The sequence below is a fragment of the Streptomyces sp. CNB091 genome, assembly GCF_000377965.1.
On sequence record NZ_KB899006.1, the window covers coordinates 12102 to 34067 of the forward strand.

Consider the following 21966-nt stretch of genomic DNA (forward strand, 5'->3'; position numbering starts at 1 on the left):
TTCTACCTACCGGTTAAAGAGGGAGCTCGAACCCCGGGTCCCGCATCCCGAAGCCCGAGTCTTGGCACCCGAGCTTCGGGTCGGGTACCCCGCTCACGTACCCCCGGAAGAGTGACGCGGCCCGCCCCGAAGCCCGAAGCTCAGGGCTCGGGACCCGAGCTTCGGGACGCGCTCGCCCGGTCACCGCCAGGCAGGCCCAGCGCTATGGTGCTGTGCACCGACTCGGTCGGGCGCGAGGAACGCCCCTGCGTGCGCGGGGACCATCCCTACACCGAGACCGACGAGACCGGCGCGGTGGGAACACCCCCGCGTGCGCGGGGACCATAGTTCGTGACCTGCGGGTCTATACGGCCGAGGGGGCCGCAGTGCCTTGGTGACCGGTCTCGCCGATGTGCACGCCCTCTGCCTGCGTCCGGACTGCGTCTGCCCGTGCCATGCGGCGGCCACCGTTCTCCGGGAGGCCGGATGAGCGTCAGCTTGTCGGCTGCGGATGTGCCTACCTGTGAGGCGTGTTGGCGTTCCCCGGTGACCGCCGCCCGGCACCTGTTGCTCGTCCGACTCGGCGTTCGAGACGGTGGGCTCGCCGCTCTGGACGTGCCCGCCGTCCTGGTGCCCCTGCCGACTTCCGTCAGCCGCGGGGACCAGATCGACAACGCACGCGCCTACGCCGCCCAGTACCCCGGAGCGCTGCCGGGTCGTCGCCGACGAGGAGCTGACCGACCCCGGCGTACTCGTCCGGGCCTGTACCGCCCTGTCCGCCGTCCCCCTCGGCGGGCAGGGCTCCAGTCCCGAGGTGGGGGCTGCGGCCGGCCGCATCGCCGACCTCGTCCTGCGGGCGGCGGCCCGGAGCCGGTAGCACGGTCAGTCGTGGTTGCCGTACATGTTGCGGATCGCCGTCTCGCTCTCGCCCCGGAAGATGACGTGCCAGTGCAGGTGCTTCGACTCCTGGTACAGGCCCAGGTTCGTGGTCACCGCCGACGCCCCGTACTCCTTCTCGACCCCGGCGGCCACCTCCCGCACCACGGCCACCACCTCAATCAGCAAGTCCTCCTCGGCGTTGCCGAGGTCGGTGAGCGAAGGGACGTGTTCCTTGGGGATCACCACGATGTGCACAGGGTACGACGGGTTGGTGTGGTGGAAGGCCAGCACCCGGTCCGTCTCCACCACCTTCTCAATCTCAACCGTCCCGGCGAGTGCCTGGTTGCAGTAGAAGTCGGAAACAGCAGTCGCGGTACCGGTCACAGGGGCGCACCTTCACTGGGCGGCAATATCGGATCGGCACCCGCCCCGCATAGTCAACGGGCAAGCGCCAACGGCAGCGTACGAGACCTCAGTCCCCAGTCGAAATCCTTCAATGCCGTTTCACAGAAGGGATGTTCAACAAACTCACCCGTTCGAGGAGAACCGCAGCACGCCACACCTCAGCATGCATGATCCATCACGGAGGGAAGCGCCGATGACGGCCGTACTCGATTCCGCTGCGACGACAGCGCCCACTGTTCCTCAAGTCCTTGAGCTGGAGCTCACCAGCCGCTGCCAGCTCACCTGCGACGCGCTCTGCTTCGTGCAGGCCGGGCCCACCAAGGGACACGGCACCATGTCCGCCGACGAGTGGAAGGACGTCGTCAGCCAGGCTTCCGGCCTCGGTGTGCAGAGGACCCGGGAGGACGGGGGTGCTGCGACGGCCGCCTCGGGGGAGGAGGTGTGGCAGTACGGGCCCGGGTTCCTGTGGGAGGAGATCGAGCAGGCCTGGTGGGAGTACGAGTCGGTGGGGCGGCCCGACGGCGGGCAGTTCGGGCTGACCGTGACCGGCCGGGGCCAGCAGGTGTGGCTGCGGGACCCGGGCGCGGTCATCCGACCCAGCAGGGCGTAGCGCTGGCCGGGCGCAGGTCGTGGCCCAGGGCGGCGGACGGCGATTCTGCCGTTCAGGTTCGGGGCAGTCCGCTTGAAGGACCGAAATCCAGGACGGCCCCGGGCGGAACCGGTCCCTCTCCCGCGTAGGTGTGACCCAGGGGTACCCCTGGTGTGTCGTCCTCGGCGTGCGTCAGGCTGGGCCAGGGCCCGGCGAGGATCGCGTCGTCCAGGGTGATGCCCAGGTGGTCGAGTACGAGGGCCACCACTGGGGCCACCCCTGAGCCCTCGCCTTCGTGTGCGGCGAGCGCTTCGTCCACCCGATCCCACCAGGGGCCGAGCGGTTCGGACCGGCTGTGCTCCATGCCGGGCTCGAAATACTCGACGCACTCACCGTCGCGCCAGTGCTGGAAGACGTCGATTCCCTCGGTGGTCGCCACGCTGTACGTCTCGGTCCCCCTGGACAACTCCGCGAGCGATTCCTCCCGGCAGCCGATGTCGCCTTCCTCCTCGACGCAGAAGGCCCACTCACCGATCCTGCCGGCCCGCAGCAGCGAGACCGTCCCGTGGTCCGATTCACCCGAGGGCAGGTCCGAGGCCGCGTCCAAGTCGAGCAGGCGCGCCCGCTCCGGATCGGCGCCGTAGCGGGCGAACACCTCCTCGGGGCCGAGGCCGCGGGTGAAGGTCGCGCACATCCAGGCCCCCGCCCACTCCAGCGAACCCGCGTCCGCGTCTGCTCCCATGATCTGCCTCCGTCATCCACACGTCAGGGTCGAGCCTTCCGGGCTCCCCGCAGTGTGCCAAGTCCGGCGGGGGCGATCCGCTTCACCTCCTCACTCCTCGCGCAGGTTCAGGACCAGCTCGCGCGGCAGCCCATGGGTGTCGTGGAGGTAGTGGAAGTCCTCCTCGGTCAGCGGGCCTTGGAACCTGGGCTTGGCGATCACCCCTCGGCCGCGCTCCAGGAGCCCGCGGAACCGGTGTTCCTCTTCGAGAAGCATTTCGATCACATCGCCCGGGCGCAGGGTCTGCCGGAAGTGGTCCAGGGTGTGCTCGACCAGTTCCTCCGGCAGGTCCCCGACGCTGCGCGAGGGATCATCGCGCCACAGCAGGGTGAGCACCCGTCGTACCAGGCGGCGCAGCACGTAGCCCCGCCCCGAGTTGGCCGGGCGTACGCCGTCTCCGAGCACCACGACGGCCGAGCGAAGGTGGTCGCAGACCAGGCGCAGTGACGGCTCGTCCAGCGGCCACAGGGCGGGCACCAGGCGGCGCCAGGGGGCGAAGACGTCGCAGGCGAAGACGGACGGCTTGCCCTGGAGCAGGGAGGCCAGCCGCTCCAGGCCGAGGCCGGTGTCGACGTTGCGCTGGGGAAGCGGGACGAGGGAGCCGTCGCCGAGGCGGCGGTGGGTCATCGTGACGTGGTTCCACACCTCGACCCAGCGGTCGTCACGGGTGGGCGTCGACTGCGGCGGGCCTTCGCCGGTCCACAGGAAGATCTCCGAGTCGGGGCCGCAGGGACCGGCCGATCCGTTGGACCACCAGTTGTCCTCCACGGTGAGTTCCACGGGGACGCCGAGGCCCTGCCACAGGTCGACGGAGGCGCTGTCCGGACCGGTCCGGCCGTCACCGGCGAAGGCGGTGGCGTGCAGCAGACCGGGATCGACGCCCAGGCCCTCGGTGAGCAGCCCGTACCCCCAGTCGAGGCTGAGCGGGCCCCCGTAGTCGCCCAGCGACCAGGTGCCGAGCATCTGGAAGACCGTCAGGTGCGTGGCGTCGCCGACCTCGTCCAGGTCCGTGGTGCGCAGACAGCGCTGTACGTTCACCAGCCGCCGGCCCAGCGGGTGGGGGCGGCCCTCCAGGTACGGCGTGAGTGGGTGCATGCCGGAGGTGGTGAAGAGTACGGGGTCGCCGTCGGGTGGCAGCAGGGTCGAGCCGGTGATGCGGCGGTGGCCGCGCTCCTCGTAGTACTCGACGAACGTGCTGACCAGCTGGTCCGTGCGCATGGGTGGGGCTCCTTCGCGTTGCGGCGGGGAGGCACCGGAGAACGGGACCGTTCGGTCACCCGGCCGGGGCCAGGGGCGCCACGGCACTGCCGACGGACCGTTTCCGGTCGCCGGGGGGTGTGAAGGTCAGGCGGCGGCAACCGGCGAGCTGGTCGCTCGCGCGGTCGCGGTGGTGCTGAGGCCGGTGACGTTCATGCGGCCGAGCCTAGCTCGCCCCGGCCACCGGGGCACGTGAATTCAGCGGGGCGACGGGTGGCCGTCGGCGGGTGGGCCCGTGCCGGGTTGCCCGGTGCCGGTGCCGGTGCCGGTGCCGTTGGGGCGTGGGGGCGGCCTCGGGGCCGTCCACCCCGCCGGCCTCGGCGCGCGGGCGGCGGGGCTCAGGTCCCGCCCTCGGCCGGCCCCCGCTCCGGCCCCTGGCGGGCCCTCAGGTGGGCCCGTTCGCCCTGGTGGCCGAAGAGGACCAGGAGTTCCACCGTCCGGTCGTCGTCGGGGCCGAGCCAGTGCGGCACGTGGGTGTCGAACTCGGCCGCCTCGCCCGGCTTCAGGACCAGCGTCCGTTCGCCCAGGATCAGCCGCAGCCGCCCGGCCAGCACGTACAACCACTCGAAGCCCTCGTGGGTCCGCAGGGTCGGCTCGGTGTCCGGTCCCGGCGGGATCAGCAGCTTGTGGGCCTGGACGCCGCCGGGGCGGCTGAGCGGTACGTAGGTGAGGCCGTCGCGGGTGACCGGGCGGAGGTGGATGCGCGGGTCGCCCGTGCGGGGCGCGCCCACCAGTTCGTCCAGCGGCACCGCGTGGACCTCCGCCAGCGGCAGCAGCAACTCCAGCGTCGGCTTGCGCGTGCCGCCCTCCAGGCGGGACAGGGTGCTCTCGTTGATCCCGGTCCGCTCGGCCAGCTCGGCGAGGGTCATCCCGTGCCTGCGCCGCAGGTCGCGGAGGCGGGGGCCCACTGCCGCCAGGACGCCGTCCTTGGCGCTTCCGGTGTCCTTGGCGTTGCCGGTGTCCTTGGCGTTGCCGGTGTCCTTGGGCGTCTGTCGTACCGCGTCTTCTTCGGCTGCCATGCCCGCCAGGTTGCCGAAACGGCATGGGAGCTTGCAAGTGTGGCAGGCCGCGGCGCACCTTTCTGTCCAGCGGGGCGGCTCGTCCGGAGCGGCCTCATCGGGCATGAAGGGAACAGCCATGGGCAGCGACACCACCGGCGTCACCGACTCCGCCGCCTTCTGGGAGAACCACTACGCCGGCATCGACGCACAGTGGGGCACTCGCCCCAACGCGGTCCTCGCCGAGGTCATCACCGCCCTGGCCCCCGCACCGGGCGGCGGCGGACGGGCGCTGGACCTGGGGTGCGGGCACGGCGGCGACGCGCTCTGGCTCGCCTCGCTCGGCTGGGACGTCACCGCCGTCGACGTCTCGTCCACCGCCCTGGGCCGGGTCGCCGCCGGGGCCGCCGCGGCCGGGCTGACCGACCGTGTCCACCCGAGCCGGCACGACCTGGCCCGGACCTTCCCCGACGGGACCTTCGATCTGGTGACCGCCAGCTATTTCCACACCCCTGTGGAGATCCCCCGCGAGCAGGTACTCCGGCGGGCCGTCGGGGCCGTCGCCCCGGGCGGCCTGTTGGTGTTGGTCGAGCACGCCTCGCTCGCTCCCTGGTCCTGGCGGGACGGCCACGAGGACGTACGCTTCCCCGCCCCCGACGACGTACTCGCGTCCCTGCGGCTCGGCGACGGGTGGCGGACCGAGCTGTGCCACGCGCCCCGCCGGACCGCCACGGGGCCCGGCGGTGAGACGGCGACCGTGACCGACAACGTCATCGCCGTCCGACGCGCCGACACCCGGGACTGAGCCGCCCTCGGGCGTGGCAGGCGGACGTCCGCCGGACCGGGTTCAGGCAGGGGCGAGTTCGGCCGCCCCGAAGGAGACGCTGAAGCGGGCGCACCAGATGCTCACGCTGGTGAACTCTTCGAGGTCGATGCCGGCCGGCAGGGCGTAGTTCTGGTCGCCCTTGTTGCCCTTGAGCTTGCCGAGACTCTCGTGAGCGCCGTCGTCGAACACGCTCCAGCCCGCTCTGCCTTCCTTGACCGGAGCGTCGGTGATCCAGACGTGCAGATCGGGGCCGTTGCTGGTGTCCAGGCCCTCCAGACGCAGAGTGCGCGAGCCGTCGGGCAGGCGGACCACCTTGACCGTGCCCCTCGTGCGGTGTTCGTGGCTGATCAGCTCACCCGTCGCCAGCGTCTCCGGTCCCGGCGGCGCCGGTGGTGCTGTGGACCGGGAGGCGCCGGGGGAAGGCGGCGCGGTCTCCGGCGGGGCGGTGGGGACGGCCAGTTCCTCGCGTACGGTCTCGTCCTGCCACAGCTTCCACGGCTGGAACCAGTACAGACCCCCACTCACGGCCAGCGTGGCGGCGATCAGCGCGGCGGCGAGCACCGGCCCGCGCGATCGCGATCGCCGTCGCTTCGGAGCGTCCGGGCGCTGCGGATCGTGCGTCGTCATCATCTCGCCTCTCTTCGGGCCTGCCGGTCGTCGGGTGCGAGCCGTAACCCCGTGTGCATCGGTACGGGAAGGACGCCCGCGCGCCACTGGACCCAGTAGACGCGCCCGAACAGGGCCCACCAGGGTCTTCGTACGCCGACGACGATTCCCGGGTTGTCGCCCTCGCGGTAGTGGAACACCTCGTCCCCGACCCGTAACGCGACGGGGGCGGGCGTCCCCGACAGCGGAGTCGCGGACGGGGAAGAGAGCGCGGAAGGGGAAGAGTGCGGGGGCGGGGACTGCGGGGAGGCGCTGCGGCAGGGGTCGTCGGCGTCGCCGGACAAGGTGAAGGGCATGCCCACCACTCTATGAACGCGAAGCGGGCATAAGGGACTTCAAGTTCTTACGAAAGCGGGACGTCGACGGCTGGACCAGGGCCGGACGCCCCGGGCGCCGTCGACCGGTGCGAGGCTGGGGCCATGCAGACACCACCGCCGGACGCCGGGCTCCGCGTGCTCGTCGTGGACCTCGTCGTGGACGACGGCCCGACCCTGGCCGGGGCCGTCGCGGGGCACCCGGGACGCGCCGTCCACGTCACCCGCGCCGACGACGGGCCGGCGGCCCCGGCGTGCGCCGCGCGGCGCAGGTCCGGCCGGCCGGGGCACTCCACGACGACCGAAGGCTGACGGACCCGTGCTGGACATACTCATCATCGCCCTGCTGGCCTTCCTGGGCGCCGCGGTGGCCGGTCTGCTCGGCGCCCTGGCGCTGCGGCTCCTGCGGCACCGTTCCCTCGTGGTCACCCTCACGGTCGTCGCCGCCGTCGCGGTCCTCGCGATGCTGCTCGGAACCCTGGCCGTGGCCTGGGAGATGTTCCTGTCGCCGCACGACCTGAACGTGATCGTGATCGTCGTGGCGATGGCCGCCGTGGTCTCCCTCGCCACCGCGCTGCTGCTCGGCCGCTGGGTGGTCGCCCGCAGCCTGGCCCTGACCGAGGCGGCCCGCTCGTTCGGCGACGGCGGCAGCTTCGCCGCGCCCGCGCGGGCGGCGACCGCGGAACTGACGGCGCTGAGCGCGGAGCTGGAGTCCAGCAGCGCCAAGCTGGCGGAGTCGAGGGACCGTGAACGCGCCCTGGAGACATCACGGCGAGAGCTGGTGGCCTGGATCTCGCACGACCTGCGTACGCCGCTCGCGGGGCTGCGCGCCATGTCCGAGGCCCTGGAGGACGGTGTGGCCGCCGAGCCCGACCGCTATCTGCGCCAGATCCGCTCCGAGGTCGAACGCCTCGACACCCTGGTCGGCGACCTCTTCGAGCTGTCCCGCATCCACGCGGGCGCCCTCGCCCTGAGCCGCGCCCGGATCTCCGTCTACGACCTGGTCGCCGACGCCATGGCCGGGGCCGACCCGCTCGCCCGGGAGCACGGAGTGCGGCTGGTCGGCGAGACGGTCGACTGTGTGCCGGTGGAGGTCGACAGCAAGGAGATGAGCCGCGTTCTGGGCAACCTCCTGGTGAACGCGATCCACCGCACGCCCTCCGACGGCACGGTCGCGGTGGCCGCGCGGCGCACCGACTACGGTGTCGTCCTGTCCGTCACCGACAGCTGCGGCGGAATCCCCGAGGAGGACCTGCCACGCGTCTTCGACACCGGCTGGCGCGGCAACCACGCCCGTACGCCGCCGGCGGGAGCGGGACTCGGCCTGGCCATCGTGGCGGGCATCGTCGAAGCCCACCAGGGCCGGGCCGCCGTACGCAACGTGATGGGCGGCTGCCGCTTCGAAGTCACCCTGCCCGCGACACGCGCTTAGGACCGGCCCGGGGCCGGGTCGTTGACGAACAGGCAGAACGGATGGCCCACCGGGTCGAACAGCACCCGTACGTCGTGCTGCGGCTGGAACTCCGCAGGCGTCGCGCCCTCCGCCACCGCGTGGGCCACGCCTGCCTCCAGGTCCGTCACCTCGAAGTCCAGGTGCAGCATCATCAGCTGGTCGCCGGGGGACGCGGGCCAGATCGGAGGCACGTACGCCTTCTCCGTCTGGAAGCCCAGGCCGGAGCCGCCGCCGGGCGGGAGGAGCTTCACCCACCCCGGCTCCTCCTGCACCGGCTCCCACCCCAGGAGGCGGCGGTAGAAGTCCGCCAGCTCCGCCGCGTCAGGGGCGTCGAGCACCGTGCTGGAGAGGGTCAGAGACGGTCGGGGGGTGGTCATGGTGAGCCTCCTCGCTCCGGGGATGATGAGGTCGAGATGTGCGGGGCGTGCGGGGGTGTGCCAGTACGCCTACCCCGTACCCGGGGTGTGCCGGTACGCCTACCCCGTACCCGCGCCTTCACCAGCCGCGAGCCCCGCGTCCGCCCCGCCCCTCTCACTCCGTGATGGCGTCGTACCCCTCGATCTCGCGCGGGTCCCGCGTCCCCGGGCCGATGTACGTCGCCGACGGGCGCACCAGGCGGCCCGTGCGCTTCTGCTCCAGGATGTGCGCCGACCAGCCCGCCGTACGGGCACAGGTGAACATCGACGTGAACATGGGCGCCGGGACCTCCGCGAAGTCCAGCACGATCGCTGCCCAGAACTCCACGTTCGTCGCCAGGACCCGGTCCGGACGCCGCGCGTGCAGCTCCTCCAGCGCCGCCTTCTCCAGCGCCTCCGCCACCTCGAAGCGCGGGGCGGCCAGCTCGCGGGCCGTGCGGCGCAGGACGCGGGCGCGGGGGTCCTCGGCGCGGTAGACGCGGTGGCCGAAGCCCATCAGGCGTTCGCCCCGGTCCAGGGCCTGCTTCACGTACGCGCTCGCGTCGCCCGTACGCTCGATCTCCTCGATCATGCCGAGGACCCGGGACGGGGCGCCGCCGTGCAGCGGGCCCGACATCGCGCCCACCGCCCCGGACAGGGCGGCCGCGACGTCCGCGCCCGTCGAGGCGATGACCCGGGCCGTGAACGTCGAGGCGTTCATGCCGTGCTCGGCCGCCGACGTCCAGTACGCGTCGACCGCCTTCACGTGCTTCGGGTCCGGCTCGCCGCGCCAGCGGATCATGAACCGCTCCACCACCGACCCCGCCTTGTCGATCTCGCTCTGCGGCACCATCGGCCGCCCCTGGCCGCGTGCCGACTGGGCGACGTAGGACAGCGCCATCACAGCCGCCCGCGCGAGGTCGTCGCGGGCGGTCGCCTCGTCGATGTCCAGCAGCGGCTTCAGACCCCAGACGGGGGCCAGCATCGCCAGCGCCGACTGCACGTCGACCCGGATGTCACCGGAGTGCACGGGGAGCGGGAACGGCTCGGCGGGCGGCAGCCCGGGGTTGAACGCCCCGTCCACCAGCAGGCCCCACACGTTTCCGAACGAGACATGGCCGACGAGATCCTCGATGTCGACCCCGCGGTAACGGAGCGAACCGCCTTCCTTGTCCGGTTCGGCGATCTCCGTTTCGAATGCGACGACTCCCTCAAGGCCGGGTACGAAGTCGGACATCAGGCGGCTCCCTCGGTTCGGCGGGCGGCGGGCGGGCGGCAGACCCGGATCGGCGGCCGTGGCGTACGGAGTGTGCATGTACCCGAAGGTGCGTGCGTGTACCCGGGAGGCCGCCGCTGTGCGAAGACCCCAGGGGCCTGCCCCAAGATATTGGCGGGTTCCCACGGAGCGGGGAAGCGTGACATCCGGCACAGGGCTCCATTTCGGCGGTGCGTGGTTACGGGCCCTCCCCGCCGGGCACACTGAGCCGCTGCGGCAGGATGGGCCTGTGCCCACACCAGAAGATTCCTCGGGATCCCTCCCTGACGATTGCACCACCGATCCGGCGGCGATGCGCGAGCAGTACCGCTCGGAGGACTTCACCGAGCACGACCTCAGCCCCGATCCGATGGACCAGTTCGCCCGCTGGTTCCGCCAGGTCGCCGCCGGCGGGGTGCTGCACGAGCCCAACGCGATGATCGTCTCCACCGCCGCCCCGGACGGCCGCCCGTCCTCGCGCACCGTGCTCCTCAAGCAGTACGACGACCGGGGCTTCGTCTTCTTCACGAACTACGACTCCCGCAAGGGCCGCGAGCTGGCCGCCAACCCGTACGTCTCGCTGCTGTTCCCCTGGCACCCGCTGGCCCGCCAGGTCATCGTCACCGGCACCGCCCTGCGCACCTCCCGCGCCGAGACCGTGGGCTACTTCCGTACCCGCCCGCACGGCTCCCAGCTCGGCGCGTGGGCCAGCGCCCAGTCCACCGTCGTCGGCTCCCGCGAGGAGCTGATCCGCCGGTACGAGGAGCTGGCCGCCCGCTACCCCGAGGGCGAGAAGGTCCCGGCCCCGCCGCACTGGGGCGGCTTCCGGGTGGTGCCCGAGACGATCGAGTTCTGGCAGGGGCACGAGAACCGGCTGCACGACCGGCTGCGGTACGTGAGGGAGGGCGGCGACGAGCCGGGCGCCGGTAAGTGGCGCGTGGAGCGGCTCTGCCCGTGATCCTGCCGCCGTAAGCGCTTTTTTGCGGGGCCGGGAAACGCAGAAACCCGCAGGCTCTGGTTCCTCCGTGCACAGAGGAGCCGGCCGGACTTACCGGCGAGCCTGCGGGTCGGTGACTGCTTGGGATTGGCCGGCGTCCGGCCTGCACTGCAGAAAGAGTGCGACGACGGGCGTCAGCCCGCAGTCACCTCACGAGTCCGAGAAGAAATCACTTCTTGAACACCTCCTTTCCTGTGTGCCCACAGCCTAGGAGCGTCCCGGATCGCGGTTCAACCGATTTATCCGGTGACTTTCTCCGCGCCGGTCTTTCCCCCGGTGCCCGTGAGTCCCAGCGCGCCCCGGACCTTCCTCAGGTCGACGAATTTGAAGCCGGTGGCCTCCCGCCCGTCCTGCCCCGGGGTGGCGCTGCCGTCCTGGACGACGAGCAGGCCGCCCGGGTACCGGCTGCCGAGCGGTGCGTTCAGCACCGCCGCGCCGTCGCAGACCTCGGACCCGTCGAGCGTCGCCGAGGCCGCCGTCACGCGGAAGCCGCCCGCGTACCGGGGGAGGGCCCCGTTCTCGCGACCGGCCCCGTTCTCGCGGTCGGACCCCTTCTCGCGGTCGGTCCGGCGGGCGTACACGGCGAAGGTGTCGTCGCCCTGGCTGGAGGCCAGCAGATACCGGTCGCCGTTCCGCTCGGGGAGCAGGGTCAGCCCCTCCACGTCGGCCGAGATCCGCGTGCCGCCGAAGCCCGGGTCCTCACCGGGGGCGCACTCCTCGCTCTCCTCGTCGTACGTCCCCGGCACGCCGTACTCGCGGACCTTGTCGACCAGCACCGGCTTCCCCCGCAGGTCGGCGGGCATCCGCCAGACACCCACGTCCTCCTGGCCCGCGTAGAGCGTGCCGTCGGCCGGGTCGACCACCATCCCCTCGACCTGGGGCAGCTCGCCCGGTTCACCGCACGGCGTCCAGGACGTGCCGTCGGGCAGCCGGAACACGGAGGGCAGGTCGAGGCTCCGGACCTTGCGGTACGTCACGGTGCCGGACCGGGTCGGGAGCAGTTCCAGCAGCGCGACCGAGGTGCGGTTGCGCCGGCTGGCCAGCGCGTACGAACGACCGCTGCGGCGGTCCGTCCAGGTGGCCAGGCCGTACGCCGTCGCCTGCTCGTCGACCTCGTCCTGATCGGCGGAGAACACCCGGGGCGCGGCCGGGTCGGTGACGTCGGTCAGCGGGCCGCCCGGCCGGGACGGATCGATGCGGTGGATGCGCAGCCGGTCGTGGCCGCGGTCGGAGGTGACGGCCAGGTCCGCCGCCCCGCCCGGGGACAGCCGCAGTCCGTGGACCAGGTCGACGTTGTTGAAGCGGCCCGGGGCGTCGTCGGGGCCGGGCGCGGCCGGCGCGGGGAGCGACTGCACCAGCCGGGCGTCCAGACCGTAGACCCGCAGCCCGCCCTCCTTGGCGGTGGCGATCACCAGGCTGTCGTCCGGAGCGACGGGATTGCGCCAGATCGCGGGGTCGTCCGCGTTGGCGTTGCCGCCCTGCTCGTCGTCGTACAGCGTGGCGGTCTCGGCGCGCGGGGTGACGGCGGGGAGCGGCCCGGGGCCGCCCTGCCGGGCTGCCGGAACCGAGGGCGCGGCGGGAACCGAGGGCGCGGCGGGTGCGGGCGCGGCGGCGATGAGTGTCGCGAGCGCGGCGCAGACGACGAGGGCGGTCGTCGCCCCCGTCGCTGTAGGGCGTGTGGTGCGGAAGGGCGTCACGGAGGAGCTCCTTGCGGTCGAGGGTCGGAGGAGCGGAGCGGGGCGGGGCCGGGTGCGGCTGGGAGCGGCAGAGCTGGCGGGAGGGGCTGTGCGGGCCTGGAGCGGCCGGGTCCGCGGCGTGCCGGGGCGGCCCGGGGTGACCCGAGACGTGCGAAGACGACCCGGGGCGTACGAGGAGGGCGGGTGCCAGAGCGTGTGCGACGGCGAGGGCGACCCAAGGATGGGCGGGGCCGGTGGACTCCGTGTGACGTCGTCACCACGCACCGCCGTGATGCCGGTGAACTCCCCACGCCGGAGGGATCGACGGGGCCCGGCCGTGTTCGCTCGCGGTGTGGCGTGAAAGCGATGGGAAGCGAGGGGAGTCCACCGGTGGGGGAAATGATTTTCGGCGAAGTTGATGTGTGCTGGGTCACGTTCGAGTTGAATGGTCTGACGTGCAGCAATACACGCGGCGACGCGTGGGGGAACGGCCGACACGTGTCGCGGGGGGTGCGGAGTGGGTGCTTTCAGCAGCAGCGGGACCACCGACGAGCTCGGGCCGGACGAGGATCCCGGCGGCGGGCCCCCCGGGTGCTCCGCGGACCCCGGGCCCCCGGCCGGCGAGGGCGGAACCCCCGGTGAGCCTCCCGGGTCCGAACTGCTGGCGGCGTTGCTCGACGGCATGGACGCCGCGCTCTGCGCGTTCGACGCGGCCGGCACGGTCACCCACTGGAACCGCGAGGCCGAACGCGTCCTGGGCTGGACGGCGCACGAGGCCGTGGGACGCAACGGCTTCGCGGGCTGGGCGGTGCGCAGGGCCGACGCGGACGAGGTGCGGGCGCGGCTGATGTCGGCCATGGACGCGCCGGGACGGCAGGTGCACGAGTTCGCGCTGCTGCGCAAGGACGGCGGCCGGGTGCTGGTGCGGACCCAGTCCGCCGGGGTGCGTGGCGCGGACGGGAAGCCCGCCGGGGTCTACTGCGCGTTCAGCGAGGTGCACGCCCAGATCGACCTGGAGCGGGCCATCGCGCTGAGCGAGGCGCTGCTGGAGGACGTGTCCTGGGGCGTGGTCCTCGTCGACGTCGACCTGCGTCCGACGGTCGTCAACGCGTACGCGGCCCGCGCGCTCGGCGGGGGCCGCACCGCTCTCCTCGGCCGTCCGCTCGGCGAACTGGTGGTCCAGGGCGTCGAGGAGCTGGAGGCGGCCCTGCACCATGTGCTCGCCGAAGGCGCCCCGGCCGCCCCGGCCGAGCTGTGGGTGAGCCTGCGGACGGCCGAGGGCGAACGGCGCCGGTGCTGGCGCAGCGGGTTCCTGCGGCTGGCCTCGCCGCTGACGGAGGAACCGGTCCCGCTCGGGGTGGGGTGGCTGTTCCGGGACGTCACCGCCGCGAAGCTCGCGGAGCGGGAGGCCGATCGGCTGCGGTTCCGGACGAGCCAGCTGCACCGGGCCGCCCGTACGGCCTCCGAGTGCGAGGACCCGATGGAGGCGGCGACCGCCCTGCTGGACTTCGCACTCGCCGGGTTCGCCGACCACGTCCTGGTCGACCTGGTGGCGGGCGAGCGGCTGGTGCGTACGGCCGCCACGCCCTTTGACGCTCCCGGCCCCTGCCTCCCGGTGTCCGGCGGCTCTGTACCGGCCCGCTACGGCCCCGGCCACCCGGCCCTCCGGTCGGTCGAGCGCACCGGCTCCGTCCGGACGAGCGCGGGCACCGGGGACGCGGCGCACGCCTGGGCGGCGGAACGCTGCTGGCCCCGCGACGCGGCGCACGCGCTCTGCGCGGTGCTCCGCAGCCGGGGCCGGACGCTGGGCGTGCTGACGTTCCTCCGCGCGGCGAACCGGTCCGCCTTTGAACGTGCCGACGCGGCGTACGCGGAGACGGTCGCGGCCCGGGTCGCGGGAGCGGTCGACCTCGCCCAGGTGACGGCGGGGACGTAGGCGGCCTCTCGGCGCGCGCTTCCGGCAGGCGCTTCACCGCCGGTCCCGCCCGACCCAGCCGGCAGGCGCACGGGGTGGGGCAGGCAGGAGCACGGACGGACCCGCCGCGTCTCACCCGTGCCCGCGCCGGCCCCGCCCACGAGCCGGGCGCCCCTGAGCCGGGCGGTCACGGGCCGGGCGCCCGTGGTCTCACCCGCGCCTGCGACGGCTGCCCGCCCTGGGCCGCTCGGGATCCCGGGGCGGCGCAGGGGCGTTCTCCCCGACGGCCTCCGCGAGCGCCCCGTAGTACTGCGCCGGCCGGGCCTCGAACTCCGCCCAGGTGGCCAGTTCGTCCGCGTCCGTGTCCGGGCCGCGCAGCAGGTCGACCGATGCCTGCGCGAACCGCTCCGCCGCGCCCTCCCGTTCGGCCTCGGTCAGCACGAGGCGCAGCTTGTGCACCGCCGACAGGACGTTCTCGCGCTCGTACGGCGAGGTCCTCAACATCTCCCGCACGCCGGCGGCGGGTTCGGCGGCGAGGAGCAGTGGCTCCAGCCGCGCGGCCAGCTCACCGCCGGTCCGTGCCGCGTGGCGTGCGCCGGGCCCGGCGTCCACGAGCACCCGGAGCGCGGCGAGCAGCGCGGTGGTGCGCGGATCCGGGCCCGCGTCGAACCGGACCGTCACCTCCCGGCCCACCGTGTCGGCCGTCCGTCGGGCCGCGGCCACCGTCTGCTCGGCCAGGTCCCGCTCCATGCCGAAGAACTGGGCCAGCGCCCACGCCCCGGCGTCGAGCACGTCCCGTACGGTGCGGACGCCGCTCCGCTCCAACTCCGCGGCCCGTAGCCGCTGCTCCGCCAGGCCCCGCATCCGGCTCACCGGAATCCGGCCCAGCTCCCCGTCCACCAGCTCCTGGTGGAGCGGCGCCCAGGCCGCCCGTACCGCTTCCTCGGCCCGGCGGTGGTCCTGGGCCACCAGCTCGGCGGCCTCCATGAGCCGGGTCGCCCGGCGGACGAGCCTGGGCCGCACGCCGCGCGCCCGGCGCAGCGAGCGGACGTTGCCGCCGACGACGGCGACGACCGTCAGGGGCAGCCCGGTCATCGCCAGCGCGTCGGAGAGCTCGATCCGCGCGTCGTCGGCGGCGGTGTCTTCCTCCAGGGAGTACAGGTCACCCTGGTCGGGTCCCTCGGCCAGCACCCACCCCAGGTCCCACCCGAATCCCCGGTCGTCGTAGTGCGGCGCCTTCAGCGTGGTCTCCCGCTCGGGGTCGCACCGGTAGGACCCTTCGAGTTCGCCGGCCCCGTACGGGTCGACCCAGGTCACGGTGCACGCGCCGTCCGGCTTCTCGTCGAGCACCGTCAGCTCGACCTGCTCAAGCTCGGGGAAGTCCGGCCTGGTCGCGTACAAGACACCCGACCAGGTGATCAGTGCCAGTCCGAGGGCCAGTACCCACCGGAACACGGGTACGTGTCTCACCCTGACCCCCGAACATCTCGCCGACGGGGCGCTCCTGCGCCCCGAGCGCTCAGCCTGGGCCGGGAGAGGGCGGAAGGACAAGGACGGGAACGGGCAGCGGTGGGAGCCCGCTGACTGCCTGCTTCCGGCAACCCGGCCCGGAGCCCGGGCTCAGCGGCGGGATCTTAGCGGCGGGATCTCAGCGGCGAGGGCTCAACGGCGAGGGCTCAACGGCGGGACGCCGGGTGGTGCGACGTCGCGCGCAGGCGCTCAGTGGCGGTAGAAGATCCGGTCCCGGTACTCCGTCATGACCCGGCCGTTCCACTCGTGGCCGCCGTCGACGTTGCCCGAGCGCAGCATCGGCGGCTCGACGCCCCGGGCCACCAGCCGCTCGACGGCGGCGGCCAGCATCGCCTGCATGATCGCGCTGGTCACCACGGTCGAGGCGGGGGCGAAGGGGGCGTCGACGCCGGGGGCCGTCAGCTCCGCGTCGCCGATCGCGATCTTGCTGTCCAGGACGATGTCGCAGTGGTCGCGCAGGAAGCCGCCCGAGGCGTGCCGGGAGCGGGTGCTCTCCGCGTACGCGACCGAGGTGAGGCCGATGACCTTCAGCCCGAGGGCGCGGGCGTTCTGGGCCATCTCGACCGGCAGGGCGTTGCGCCCGGACAGCGAGACGATCACCAGGAGGTCCCCGGCGGTGGCGGGGCTGGAGTCCAGGACGGCCGAGGCGAGGCCGTCGACCCGCTCCAGCGCCGAGCCGAGCGTGGCGGGCATGACGTCCACGCCGACCACGCCGGGCACGGTGAGCAGGTTCATCAGCGCCAGGCCGCCCGCACGGTAGACGACGTCCTGGGCGGCCAGTGAGGAGTGGCCCGCGCCGAAGGCGAAGAGCCTGCCGCCGGACTCGACGGTGTCCGCGACGGCCGCGCCGGCGGCGGCGATGCTGTCCGCCTCCTCGTCCCGCACCCGCGTCAGCAGGCCGATCGCCGCATCGAAGAACTGACCGGCCAGCTTGCTGTCGCTCATCGGGGGAGCCCTTTCGACGGGGGATGGGGCGTGCGGGAATGCCGGTGCCGCCGATCACGTTGCGGTCTGGACCAGTGGACTGTCAATAGCGCCTTGTGACCCCGGCCGCACGGACTTCCCCCCGTCTTCCACCGGGGCGGCACGGTTGTCGGCGGTATGCGTCAGAATTGGTGCAGGGCCATCGCACGACGTTTTCTAGTCACAGCATCGAGGGGCACGTATGTCCGGACTGATCGACACCACGGAGATGTATCTCCGCACCATCCTCGAACTGGAAGAGGAAGGCGTGGTCCCCATGCGCGCCCGCATCGCCGAACGGCTGGACCAGAGCGGTCCGACCGTCAGCCAGACGGTGGCCCGCATGGAGCGCGACGGACTGGTCCAGGTCGCGGGGGACCGCCATCTGGAGCTGACCGAGGAGGGCCGGCGCCTCGCCACCCGCGTCATGCGCAAGCACCGGCTCGCCGAGTGTCTGCTCGTGGACGTCATCGGCCTGGAGTGGGAGCAGGTCCACGCCGAGGCCTGCCGCTGGGAGCACGTGATGAGCGAGGCGGTGGAGCGGCGTGTGCTGGAGCTGCTGCGTCACCCGACGGAGTCGCCGTACGGGAATCCCATCCCGGGCCTGGAGGAGCTGGGCGAGAAGGCCGGGGCCGACCCGTTCCTGGACGACTCCATGGTGAGCCTGGCCGAGCTCGACCCGGGCGCGGAGGGCAAGACCGTGGTCGTGCGCCGGATCGGGGAGCCGATCCAGACCGACGCCCAGCTGATGTACACGCTGCGCAGGGCCGGGGTGCAGCCCGGGTCCGTCGTCAGCGTGACGGAGTCGCCCGGCGGGGTGCTGGTCGGCTCCAGCGGGGAGGCGGCCGAGCTCGACTCCGAGGTCGCCTCGCACGTCTTCGTCGCCAAGCGCTGACCCGGCTGCCGCCAAGCGCTGACCCGGCTGCCGCCCGGTGCTGACCCGGCTGCCGCTCGGTGCTGACGCGGCTGCCGCTCGGTGCCGACGCGTTCGTCGCCCGGTATCGGTCCGGTGGCCGGCCGTGCGTCGGCCACGGCAACACAACCGTGATGTCCGCTCGCCGGTTTCCGCCCGGAATGCCAGCGGCCGGACGCGTCACATGCCAGGCTGAGGCCAGGCAGAGGACCTGAGGGTGTCGGCCGGCTCCGGCCGGCACGGTCGGGGAGGGAGCAGGGAATGCGCCCGTCGTACCAACGCGCGCACCGCACGGTGCCCGGCGCGCTTCTCGATGCCCTGAAGAACACCCCCAGGGATGCCCTGAGCAATGCCCTGATCCCGGCAGGTGCGGGGCCGTGCGCGCCGCGGCCTGCCATCGTTGTCGAGGGTGTCGGGCCGGGTGCCCGGACAGGGGGCGGCCCCGGCGTCCGAAGGCGCCGGGGCCGTTCCTCCCCTGTGCTGACCCGGAGCCCCGAGCTCTCAAGGTCAGTTCCCGCGGGCCCCTGTCCCCGAGCGGCCCGCCTCCCGATGAAGATCTCCCCAGGCCGGTCGGCATCAATCCTTGACCGGTGTCACTCGAACGTGGGGTCTTCGGTGGCGAAACTCATTTTCGAATAAGTGTTCGATAGTCTGGCGGGGTGCGACCACACGGTGATCGAGGACCAGAAGGGGGTGCCAGGACTATGGTGCGGCGCATCGATGTGACCGGAACCGACGGCGTACGCCTCGCGGCATGGGAGTTCGCCGATCCGCCCAAGGGGCGCGCGGAGGCGGACACCGCGCCCGGGGTCTTACTGCTGCACGGGCTGATGGGCCGGGCCTCGCACTGGGCCCCGACCGCCCGCTGGCTGGCCGAACGGCACCGCGCGGTCGGCCTCGACCAGCGGGGCCACGGCCGCAGCGACAAGCCCGCCGACGGCCCGTACACCCGCGACGCCTACGTCTCCGACGCCGAGGCCGCGATCGAACAGCTCGGTCTCGGCCCCGTCACCGTCGTCGGCCACGCCATGGGAGCGCTCACGGGCTGGCAGCTCGCAGCCAAGCGCCCCGACCTCGTCCGCGCCCTCGTCGTCTGCGACATGCGGGCCTCCGCCCTCGGGGCGGCCTCCCAGCGCGAGTGGAGCGACTGGTTCGACTCCTGGCCGCTGCCCTTCGCCACTCTCGCCGACGTACGGAAGTGGTTCGGCGAGGACGACCCCTGGGTGGAGCGGCCGAACCCCTCGCGCGGCGAGTTCTACGCGGAGGTGATGGCCGAGCGGGAAGACGGCTGGCGCCCCGTCTTCTCCCGCCACCAGATGCTCCGCACCCGCGCCACCTGGGTCTTCGACGCCCACTGGGAGGAGCTGGCCCAGGTCCAGTGCCCCGCCCTGGTGCTGCGCGGCCTCGACGGGGAGCTGGGCCGCGCCGAGGCCCAGGAGATGGTCCGGGTCCTGCCCCGCGGCCAGTACGCGGAAGTGGTGGACGCGGGCCACCTCGTCCACTACGACCAGCCGGAGGGCTGGCGGGCCGCGGTCGAACCCTTCCTGGAACAGGTCGCCGAGGACAACCGGGACGACCGCGAACCGGTCTCCCCGTAGCCGTAGCCGTAGCCGAAGTCGGAGCCGAAGTCGTCGGCGGCTCAGCCCTTGCTGACCGCCGCCAGGATCTCCGGCAGCCGGGCCGCCGTGCGCCGCGCGGCGATCCGCAGCCCCGCCCACCCGACGAGCGCCCCGTACGCGAGCCCGCCCGGAACCAGGAGCCACAGCGCGTCGTGGCGGTCCGTGACGTGCATCCAGATGGTCGGCACGATCACCGGCGCGGCCAGCAGCGCGGCGGCCACCATGCCGCCGAGGATCGAGATCCAGGCCAGACCGCCCTGCCCCGGCGCCACGTTCTTGAACGCGCCCTCCTGCGGAATCGAGTACGGGAACAGCGCCGAGGCCACCGCGCCCGTCGCCAGCATCGAGCCCAGCAGCGCGAACGACAGGCCGAGCGCCCCCGGCAGCGCCTGCCAGTCACCGATCACCGCCGCCGTCACCGCGCAGACGATCAGCGTGAACGGCAGGGTGAGCAGCAGCAGGACCAGCGCCCGCGCCCGCAGTTCGACGTACGCGTCCCGGGGCGAGGAGATCGTCAGCGCCACCATCCAGAAGGCCGAGGTGTCCTGGCCGAACTGGTTGTACATCTGCATGCCGAGCATCCCGGCCGCGAAGCAGGCGAAGTAGACCGAGCCGGTGCCCTGGACCGCGTTGAGCAGCGGCACGATCGCCCCGACCGCCAGCGCCGTCACCCAGGCCGCCTTGGTCTTCGGGTCCCGGGCCACGTACCGCAGGCCGCGCTGCATCACCGTCGCGGTGCGGCCCTCCGGCAACAGCGCCGACAGACCGCCCCGGCCGGACTCCTTACGGGCCGGCTCCGCCGCCGCCAGGGTCGAACCGTCCGGCGAGGTCATCAGCCTCACCAGGGTCCGCCGCCACATCCACATCAGCGCCGCCAGGGCCGCCACCGTGATCAGGAGCTGGGCGACGGCGACCCCGTACGCGCCGTCCGAGGCCGCGTCCACCGACGCCACTGCGGAGGCGCCGGGCAGCCAGCGGACCACGTCGCCCGCCGGTTCCAGCGCGGACAGCCCGCCGGCCCGGCCGAGCCGCTGCGCGCCGAAGTTGACGAACTGGATGCCCACCGCGATCACCAGCCCGCTGAGCACCGCGAGGTCGCGGCCCTTGCGGGAGTTCAGCAGCCGGACGTTGGCCGTGGCCACCGCCCGGGACAGCGCCACGCAGAGCAGCATCGTCAGCGGGACCGCGAGCACCGCGAACACCGCGCCCGCCGCCCCGTGCGCCGACGCGATGACCGAACCGGCCACCAGGCACAGGGTGAACAGCGGGCCGATGCCGATCATCGAGGACACCAGCAGGGCCCGGACCAGCGGCTCCGGCCGCAGCGGCAGCATCACCAGCCGGGTCGGGTCGAGGGTGTCGTCACCGCTGGGGAAGAACAGCGGCAGCACCGCCCAGCCGAGCGCCACGACACCGGTCAGCAGCACCACGACGGTGCCCGCGTGCTCGTTGCCGCGCAGCAGCACCAGGCCGAGCACCTGACCCGCGGCGAGCAGCAGCGTGAAGACCAGGGAGGTGATGAACACCGCCTTGCGCCCGGAGGACTGCCGCAGTCCGTTGCGCAGCAGCGTCAGCTTGAGCCGGACGAAGATCGGGGTCAGGCCCGTCACCGGCGCCGCGGGGGCGGCCGAGGTGACCGGGGCGTCCAGCACGCTCATCGGGAGCCGCCCAGCCAGTCGAGGGAGTCGCCGGCGTCCCGGCCGCCCGCGCCGACCAGTTCGAGGAAGGCGCTCTGCAACGAAGGGGCGTCGCCGCGCACCTCGGCCAGGGTGCCCTGCGCCTTGATCCGGCCCGCCGCCATCACGGCCACCCAGTCGCACAGCGACTCGACCAGCTCCATCACATGGCTGGAGAAGACCACGGTCGCCCCGGACCGGGTGTAGCGCTCCAGCACGCCCCGGATGGTCTGCGCCGAGACCGGGTCGACGCCCTCGAACGGTTCGTCCAGGAAGAGCACTTCGGGGTTGTGGAGCAGCGCCGCCGCGAGCCCGATCTTCTTCCGCATGCCGGTCGAGTAGTCCACGACCAGCTTGTGCTGCGAGCCCGCGAGATCCAGCACGTCCAGCAACTGGGTGGCCCGCTTGTCCACCTCGTCCCCCGGCAGGCCGCGCAACCGTCCGTTGTAGGCCAGCAGTTCACGCCCCGAAAGCCGCTCGAACAGCCGCAGTCCCTCCGGCAGCACCCCGATCCGGGACTTCACCTCGACCGGGTCCGTCCACACGTCGTGGCCCGCGACCTCGATCTTCCCCATGTCCGGCCGCAGCAGCCCGGTGACCATCGAGAGCGTCGTCGTCTTGCCCGCCCCGTTCGGCCCCACCAAGCCGACGAACTTCCCCGCGGGAAGCTCCAGATCGATCCCCGCGACGGCGACCTGGTCCCCGAACCGCTTCCACAGCCCCTGGACGCGGACGGCGGGCCGCGCCTCCTGGGCACCGCCCGCCGTCAGGTCCTTCGCCGCGTCTGTCTCCGCGTCTGTCTCCGCGCCTGTCTCCACGCCTGTCTTCGTACGTGCATCTGCCCGGTCCGGCATGGCACAGCCTTTCGATATCCCCATAG

20 protein-coding genes and 1 pseudogene are annotated in these 21966 nt (G+C 72.9%); 8 read left to right on the forward strand and 13 right to left on the reverse strand.

Translation table 11 applies throughout. The annotated features are described in order from the left end of the window. Positions 1–861 precede the first annotated feature (861 nt). A complete protein-coding gene (locus tag D581_RS0127210; RefSeq protein WP_018960313.1) occupies positions 862–1242 on the reverse strand; it encodes an HIT family protein in 381 nt (126 codons plus the stop codon). Positions 1243–1639: 397 nt separating this feature from the next. On the opposite strand from D581_RS0127210, the pseudogene D581_RS1000000140125 reads away from it, so the two are divergent. Beyond that, positions 1640–1873 (forward strand): annotated as a pseudogene (locus D581_RS1000000140125) (methyltransferase domain-containing protein); the annotation flags it as partial. Positions 1874–1925: 52 nt separating this feature from the next. Here D581_RS1000000140125 and D581_RS0127220 read toward each other — a convergent pair. The 3 genes from D581_RS0127220 to D581_RS0127230 form a co-directional block, all read right to left on the reverse strand. Further along, positions 1926–2594, reverse strand: a complete 669-nt coding sequence (locus tag D581_RS0127220) for a DUF6461 domain-containing protein (RefSeq protein WP_018960314.1) — start codon at positions 2592–2594, stop codon at positions 1926–1928. A gap of 90 nt (positions 2595–2684) precedes the next feature. Then, positions 2685–3851 (reverse strand): alanine--tRNA ligase-related protein, encoded by a 1167-nt coding sequence (locus tag D581_RS0127225; protein ID WP_018960315.1) that lies wholly within the window; start codon positions 3849–3851, stop codon positions 2685–2687. Positions 3852–4228: 377 nt separating this feature from the next. Further along, positions 4229–4909, reverse strand: coding sequence for a helix-turn-helix domain-containing protein (locus D581_RS0127230; protein ID WP_018960316.1), 681 nt, complete (start codon positions 4907–4909; stop codon positions 4229–4231). A gap of 118 nt (positions 4910–5027) precedes the next feature. Between D581_RS0127230 and D581_RS0127235 the strand changes: the two genes are divergently transcribed. Further along, complete coding sequence (locus D581_RS0127235) at positions 5028–5693, forward strand: class I SAM-dependent methyltransferase (RefSeq protein ID WP_018960317.1); 666 nt, start codon at positions 5028–5030, stop codon at positions 5691–5693. A gap of 42 nt (positions 5694–5735) precedes the next feature. Here the strand turns inward: D581_RS0127235 and D581_RS0127240 are convergent, their stop codons facing one another. Together D581_RS0127240 and D581_RS1000000141385 are read right to left on the reverse strand one after the other, a co-directional pair. Continuing rightward, positions 5736–6341, reverse strand: a complete 606-nt coding sequence (locus tag D581_RS0127240; RefSeq protein ID WP_078625944.1) for a DM13 domain-containing protein — start codon at positions 6339–6341, stop codon at positions 5736–5738. Beyond that, positions 6341–6676: a hypothetical protein gene (locus D581_RS1000000141385; protein WP_158688641.1), complete on the reverse strand. Its 336-nt coding sequence runs from the start codon at positions 6674–6676 to the stop codon at positions 6341–6343. The genes D581_RS0127240 and D581_RS1000000141385 overlap by 1 nt, the downstream gene beginning before the upstream one ends. A 123-nt stretch (positions 6677–6799) precedes the next feature. Between D581_RS1000000141385 and D581_RS0127245 the strand changes: the two genes are divergently transcribed. Together D581_RS0127245 and D581_RS0127250 are read left to right on the forward strand one after the other, a co-directional pair. Next, positions 6800–7006: a hypothetical protein gene (locus D581_RS0127245; protein WP_018960319.1), complete on the forward strand. Its 207-nt coding sequence runs from the start codon at positions 6800–6802 to the stop codon at positions 7004–7006. Positions 7007–7013: 7 nt separating this feature from the next. Then, a complete protein-coding gene (locus D581_RS0127250; RefSeq protein WP_018960320.1) occupies positions 7014–8126 on the forward strand; it encodes a sensor histidine kinase in 1113 nt (370 codons plus the stop codon). Here the strand turns inward: D581_RS0127250 and D581_RS0127255 are convergent. Then, positions 8123–8524 (reverse strand): VOC family protein, encoded by a 402-nt coding sequence (locus D581_RS0127255; protein WP_018960321.1) that lies wholly within the window; start codon positions 8522–8524, stop codon positions 8123–8125. The genes D581_RS0127250 and D581_RS0127255 overlap by 4 nt on opposite strands. Before the next feature lie 154 nt (positions 8525–8678). Further along, positions 8679–9779, reverse strand: coding sequence for a citrate synthase 2 (locus D581_RS0127260; RefSeq protein WP_018960322.1), 1101 nt, complete (start codon positions 9777–9779; stop codon positions 8679–8681). 331 nt (positions 9780–10110) lie between these two features. Between D581_RS0127260 and pdxH the strand changes: the two genes are divergently transcribed. Continuing rightward, the gene (pdxH, locus tag D581_RS0127265; protein WP_018960323.1) at positions 10111–10755 is read left to right on the forward strand and encodes a pyridoxamine 5'-phosphate oxidase; all 645 of its coding nucleotides are present in this window, start codon (positions 10111–10113) and stop codon (positions 10753–10755) included. Positions 10756–11033: 278 nt separating this feature from the next. Here the strand turns inward: pdxH and D581_RS0127270 are convergent, their stop codons facing one another. Beyond that, the gene (locus D581_RS0127270) at positions 11034–12491 is read right to left on the reverse strand and encodes a phytase (RefSeq protein WP_018960324.1); all 1458 of its coding nucleotides are present in this window, start codon (positions 12489–12491) and stop codon (positions 11034–11036) included. A gap of 496 nt (positions 12492–12987) precedes the next feature. On the opposite strand from D581_RS0127270, the gene D581_RS0127275 reads away from it, so the two are divergent. Continuing rightward, positions 12988–14406 carry a PAS domain-containing protein gene (locus D581_RS0127275; RefSeq protein WP_018960325.1) on the forward strand — a complete coding sequence of 473 codons (1419 nt, stop codon included), beginning with the start codon at positions 12988–12990 and terminating at the stop codon, positions 14404–14406. Positions 14407–14595: 189 nt separating this feature from the next. Here the strand turns inward: D581_RS0127275 and D581_RS0127280 are convergent, their stop codons facing one another. Both D581_RS0127280 and D581_RS0127285 read right to left on the reverse strand, forming a co-directional pair. Then, complete coding sequence (locus D581_RS0127280; RefSeq protein ID WP_018960326.1) at positions 14596–15840, reverse strand: hypothetical protein; 1245 nt, start codon at positions 15838–15840, stop codon at positions 14596–14598. 264 nt (positions 15841–16104) lie between these two features. Next, positions 16105–16860, reverse strand: a complete 756-nt coding sequence (locus D581_RS0127285; protein ID WP_018960327.1) for an SIS domain-containing protein — start codon at positions 16858–16860, stop codon at positions 16105–16107. A gap of 220 nt (positions 16861–17080) precedes the next feature. Between D581_RS0127285 and D581_RS0127290 the strand changes: the two genes are divergently transcribed. Beyond that, positions 17081–17773: an iron-dependent transcriptional repressor DtxR gene (locus D581_RS0127290; protein WP_018960328.1), complete on the forward strand. Its 693-nt coding sequence runs from the start codon at positions 17081–17083 to the stop codon at positions 17771–17773. Positions 17774–18495: 722 nt separating this feature from the next. Then, the gene (locus tag D581_RS0127295) at positions 18496–19389 is read left to right on the forward strand and encodes an alpha/beta fold hydrolase (RefSeq protein ID WP_018960329.1); all 894 of its coding nucleotides are present in this window, start codon (positions 18496–18498) and stop codon (positions 19387–19389) included. A 41-nt stretch (positions 19390–19430) separates the two neighbouring features. On the opposite strand, the gene D581_RS0127300 is transcribed toward D581_RS0127295, so the two are convergent. Beyond that, positions 19431–21068 (reverse strand): hypothetical protein, encoded by a 1638-nt coding sequence (locus D581_RS0127300; protein ID WP_026290953.1) that lies wholly within the window; start codon positions 21066–21068, stop codon positions 19431–19433. Next, a complete protein-coding gene (locus D581_RS0127305; protein WP_026290954.1) occupies positions 21065–21940 on the reverse strand; it encodes an ABC transporter ATP-binding protein in 876 nt (291 codons plus the stop codon). The genes D581_RS0127300 and D581_RS0127305 overlap by 4 nt, the downstream gene beginning before the upstream one ends. Positions 21941–21966: the final 26 nt, after the last annotated feature.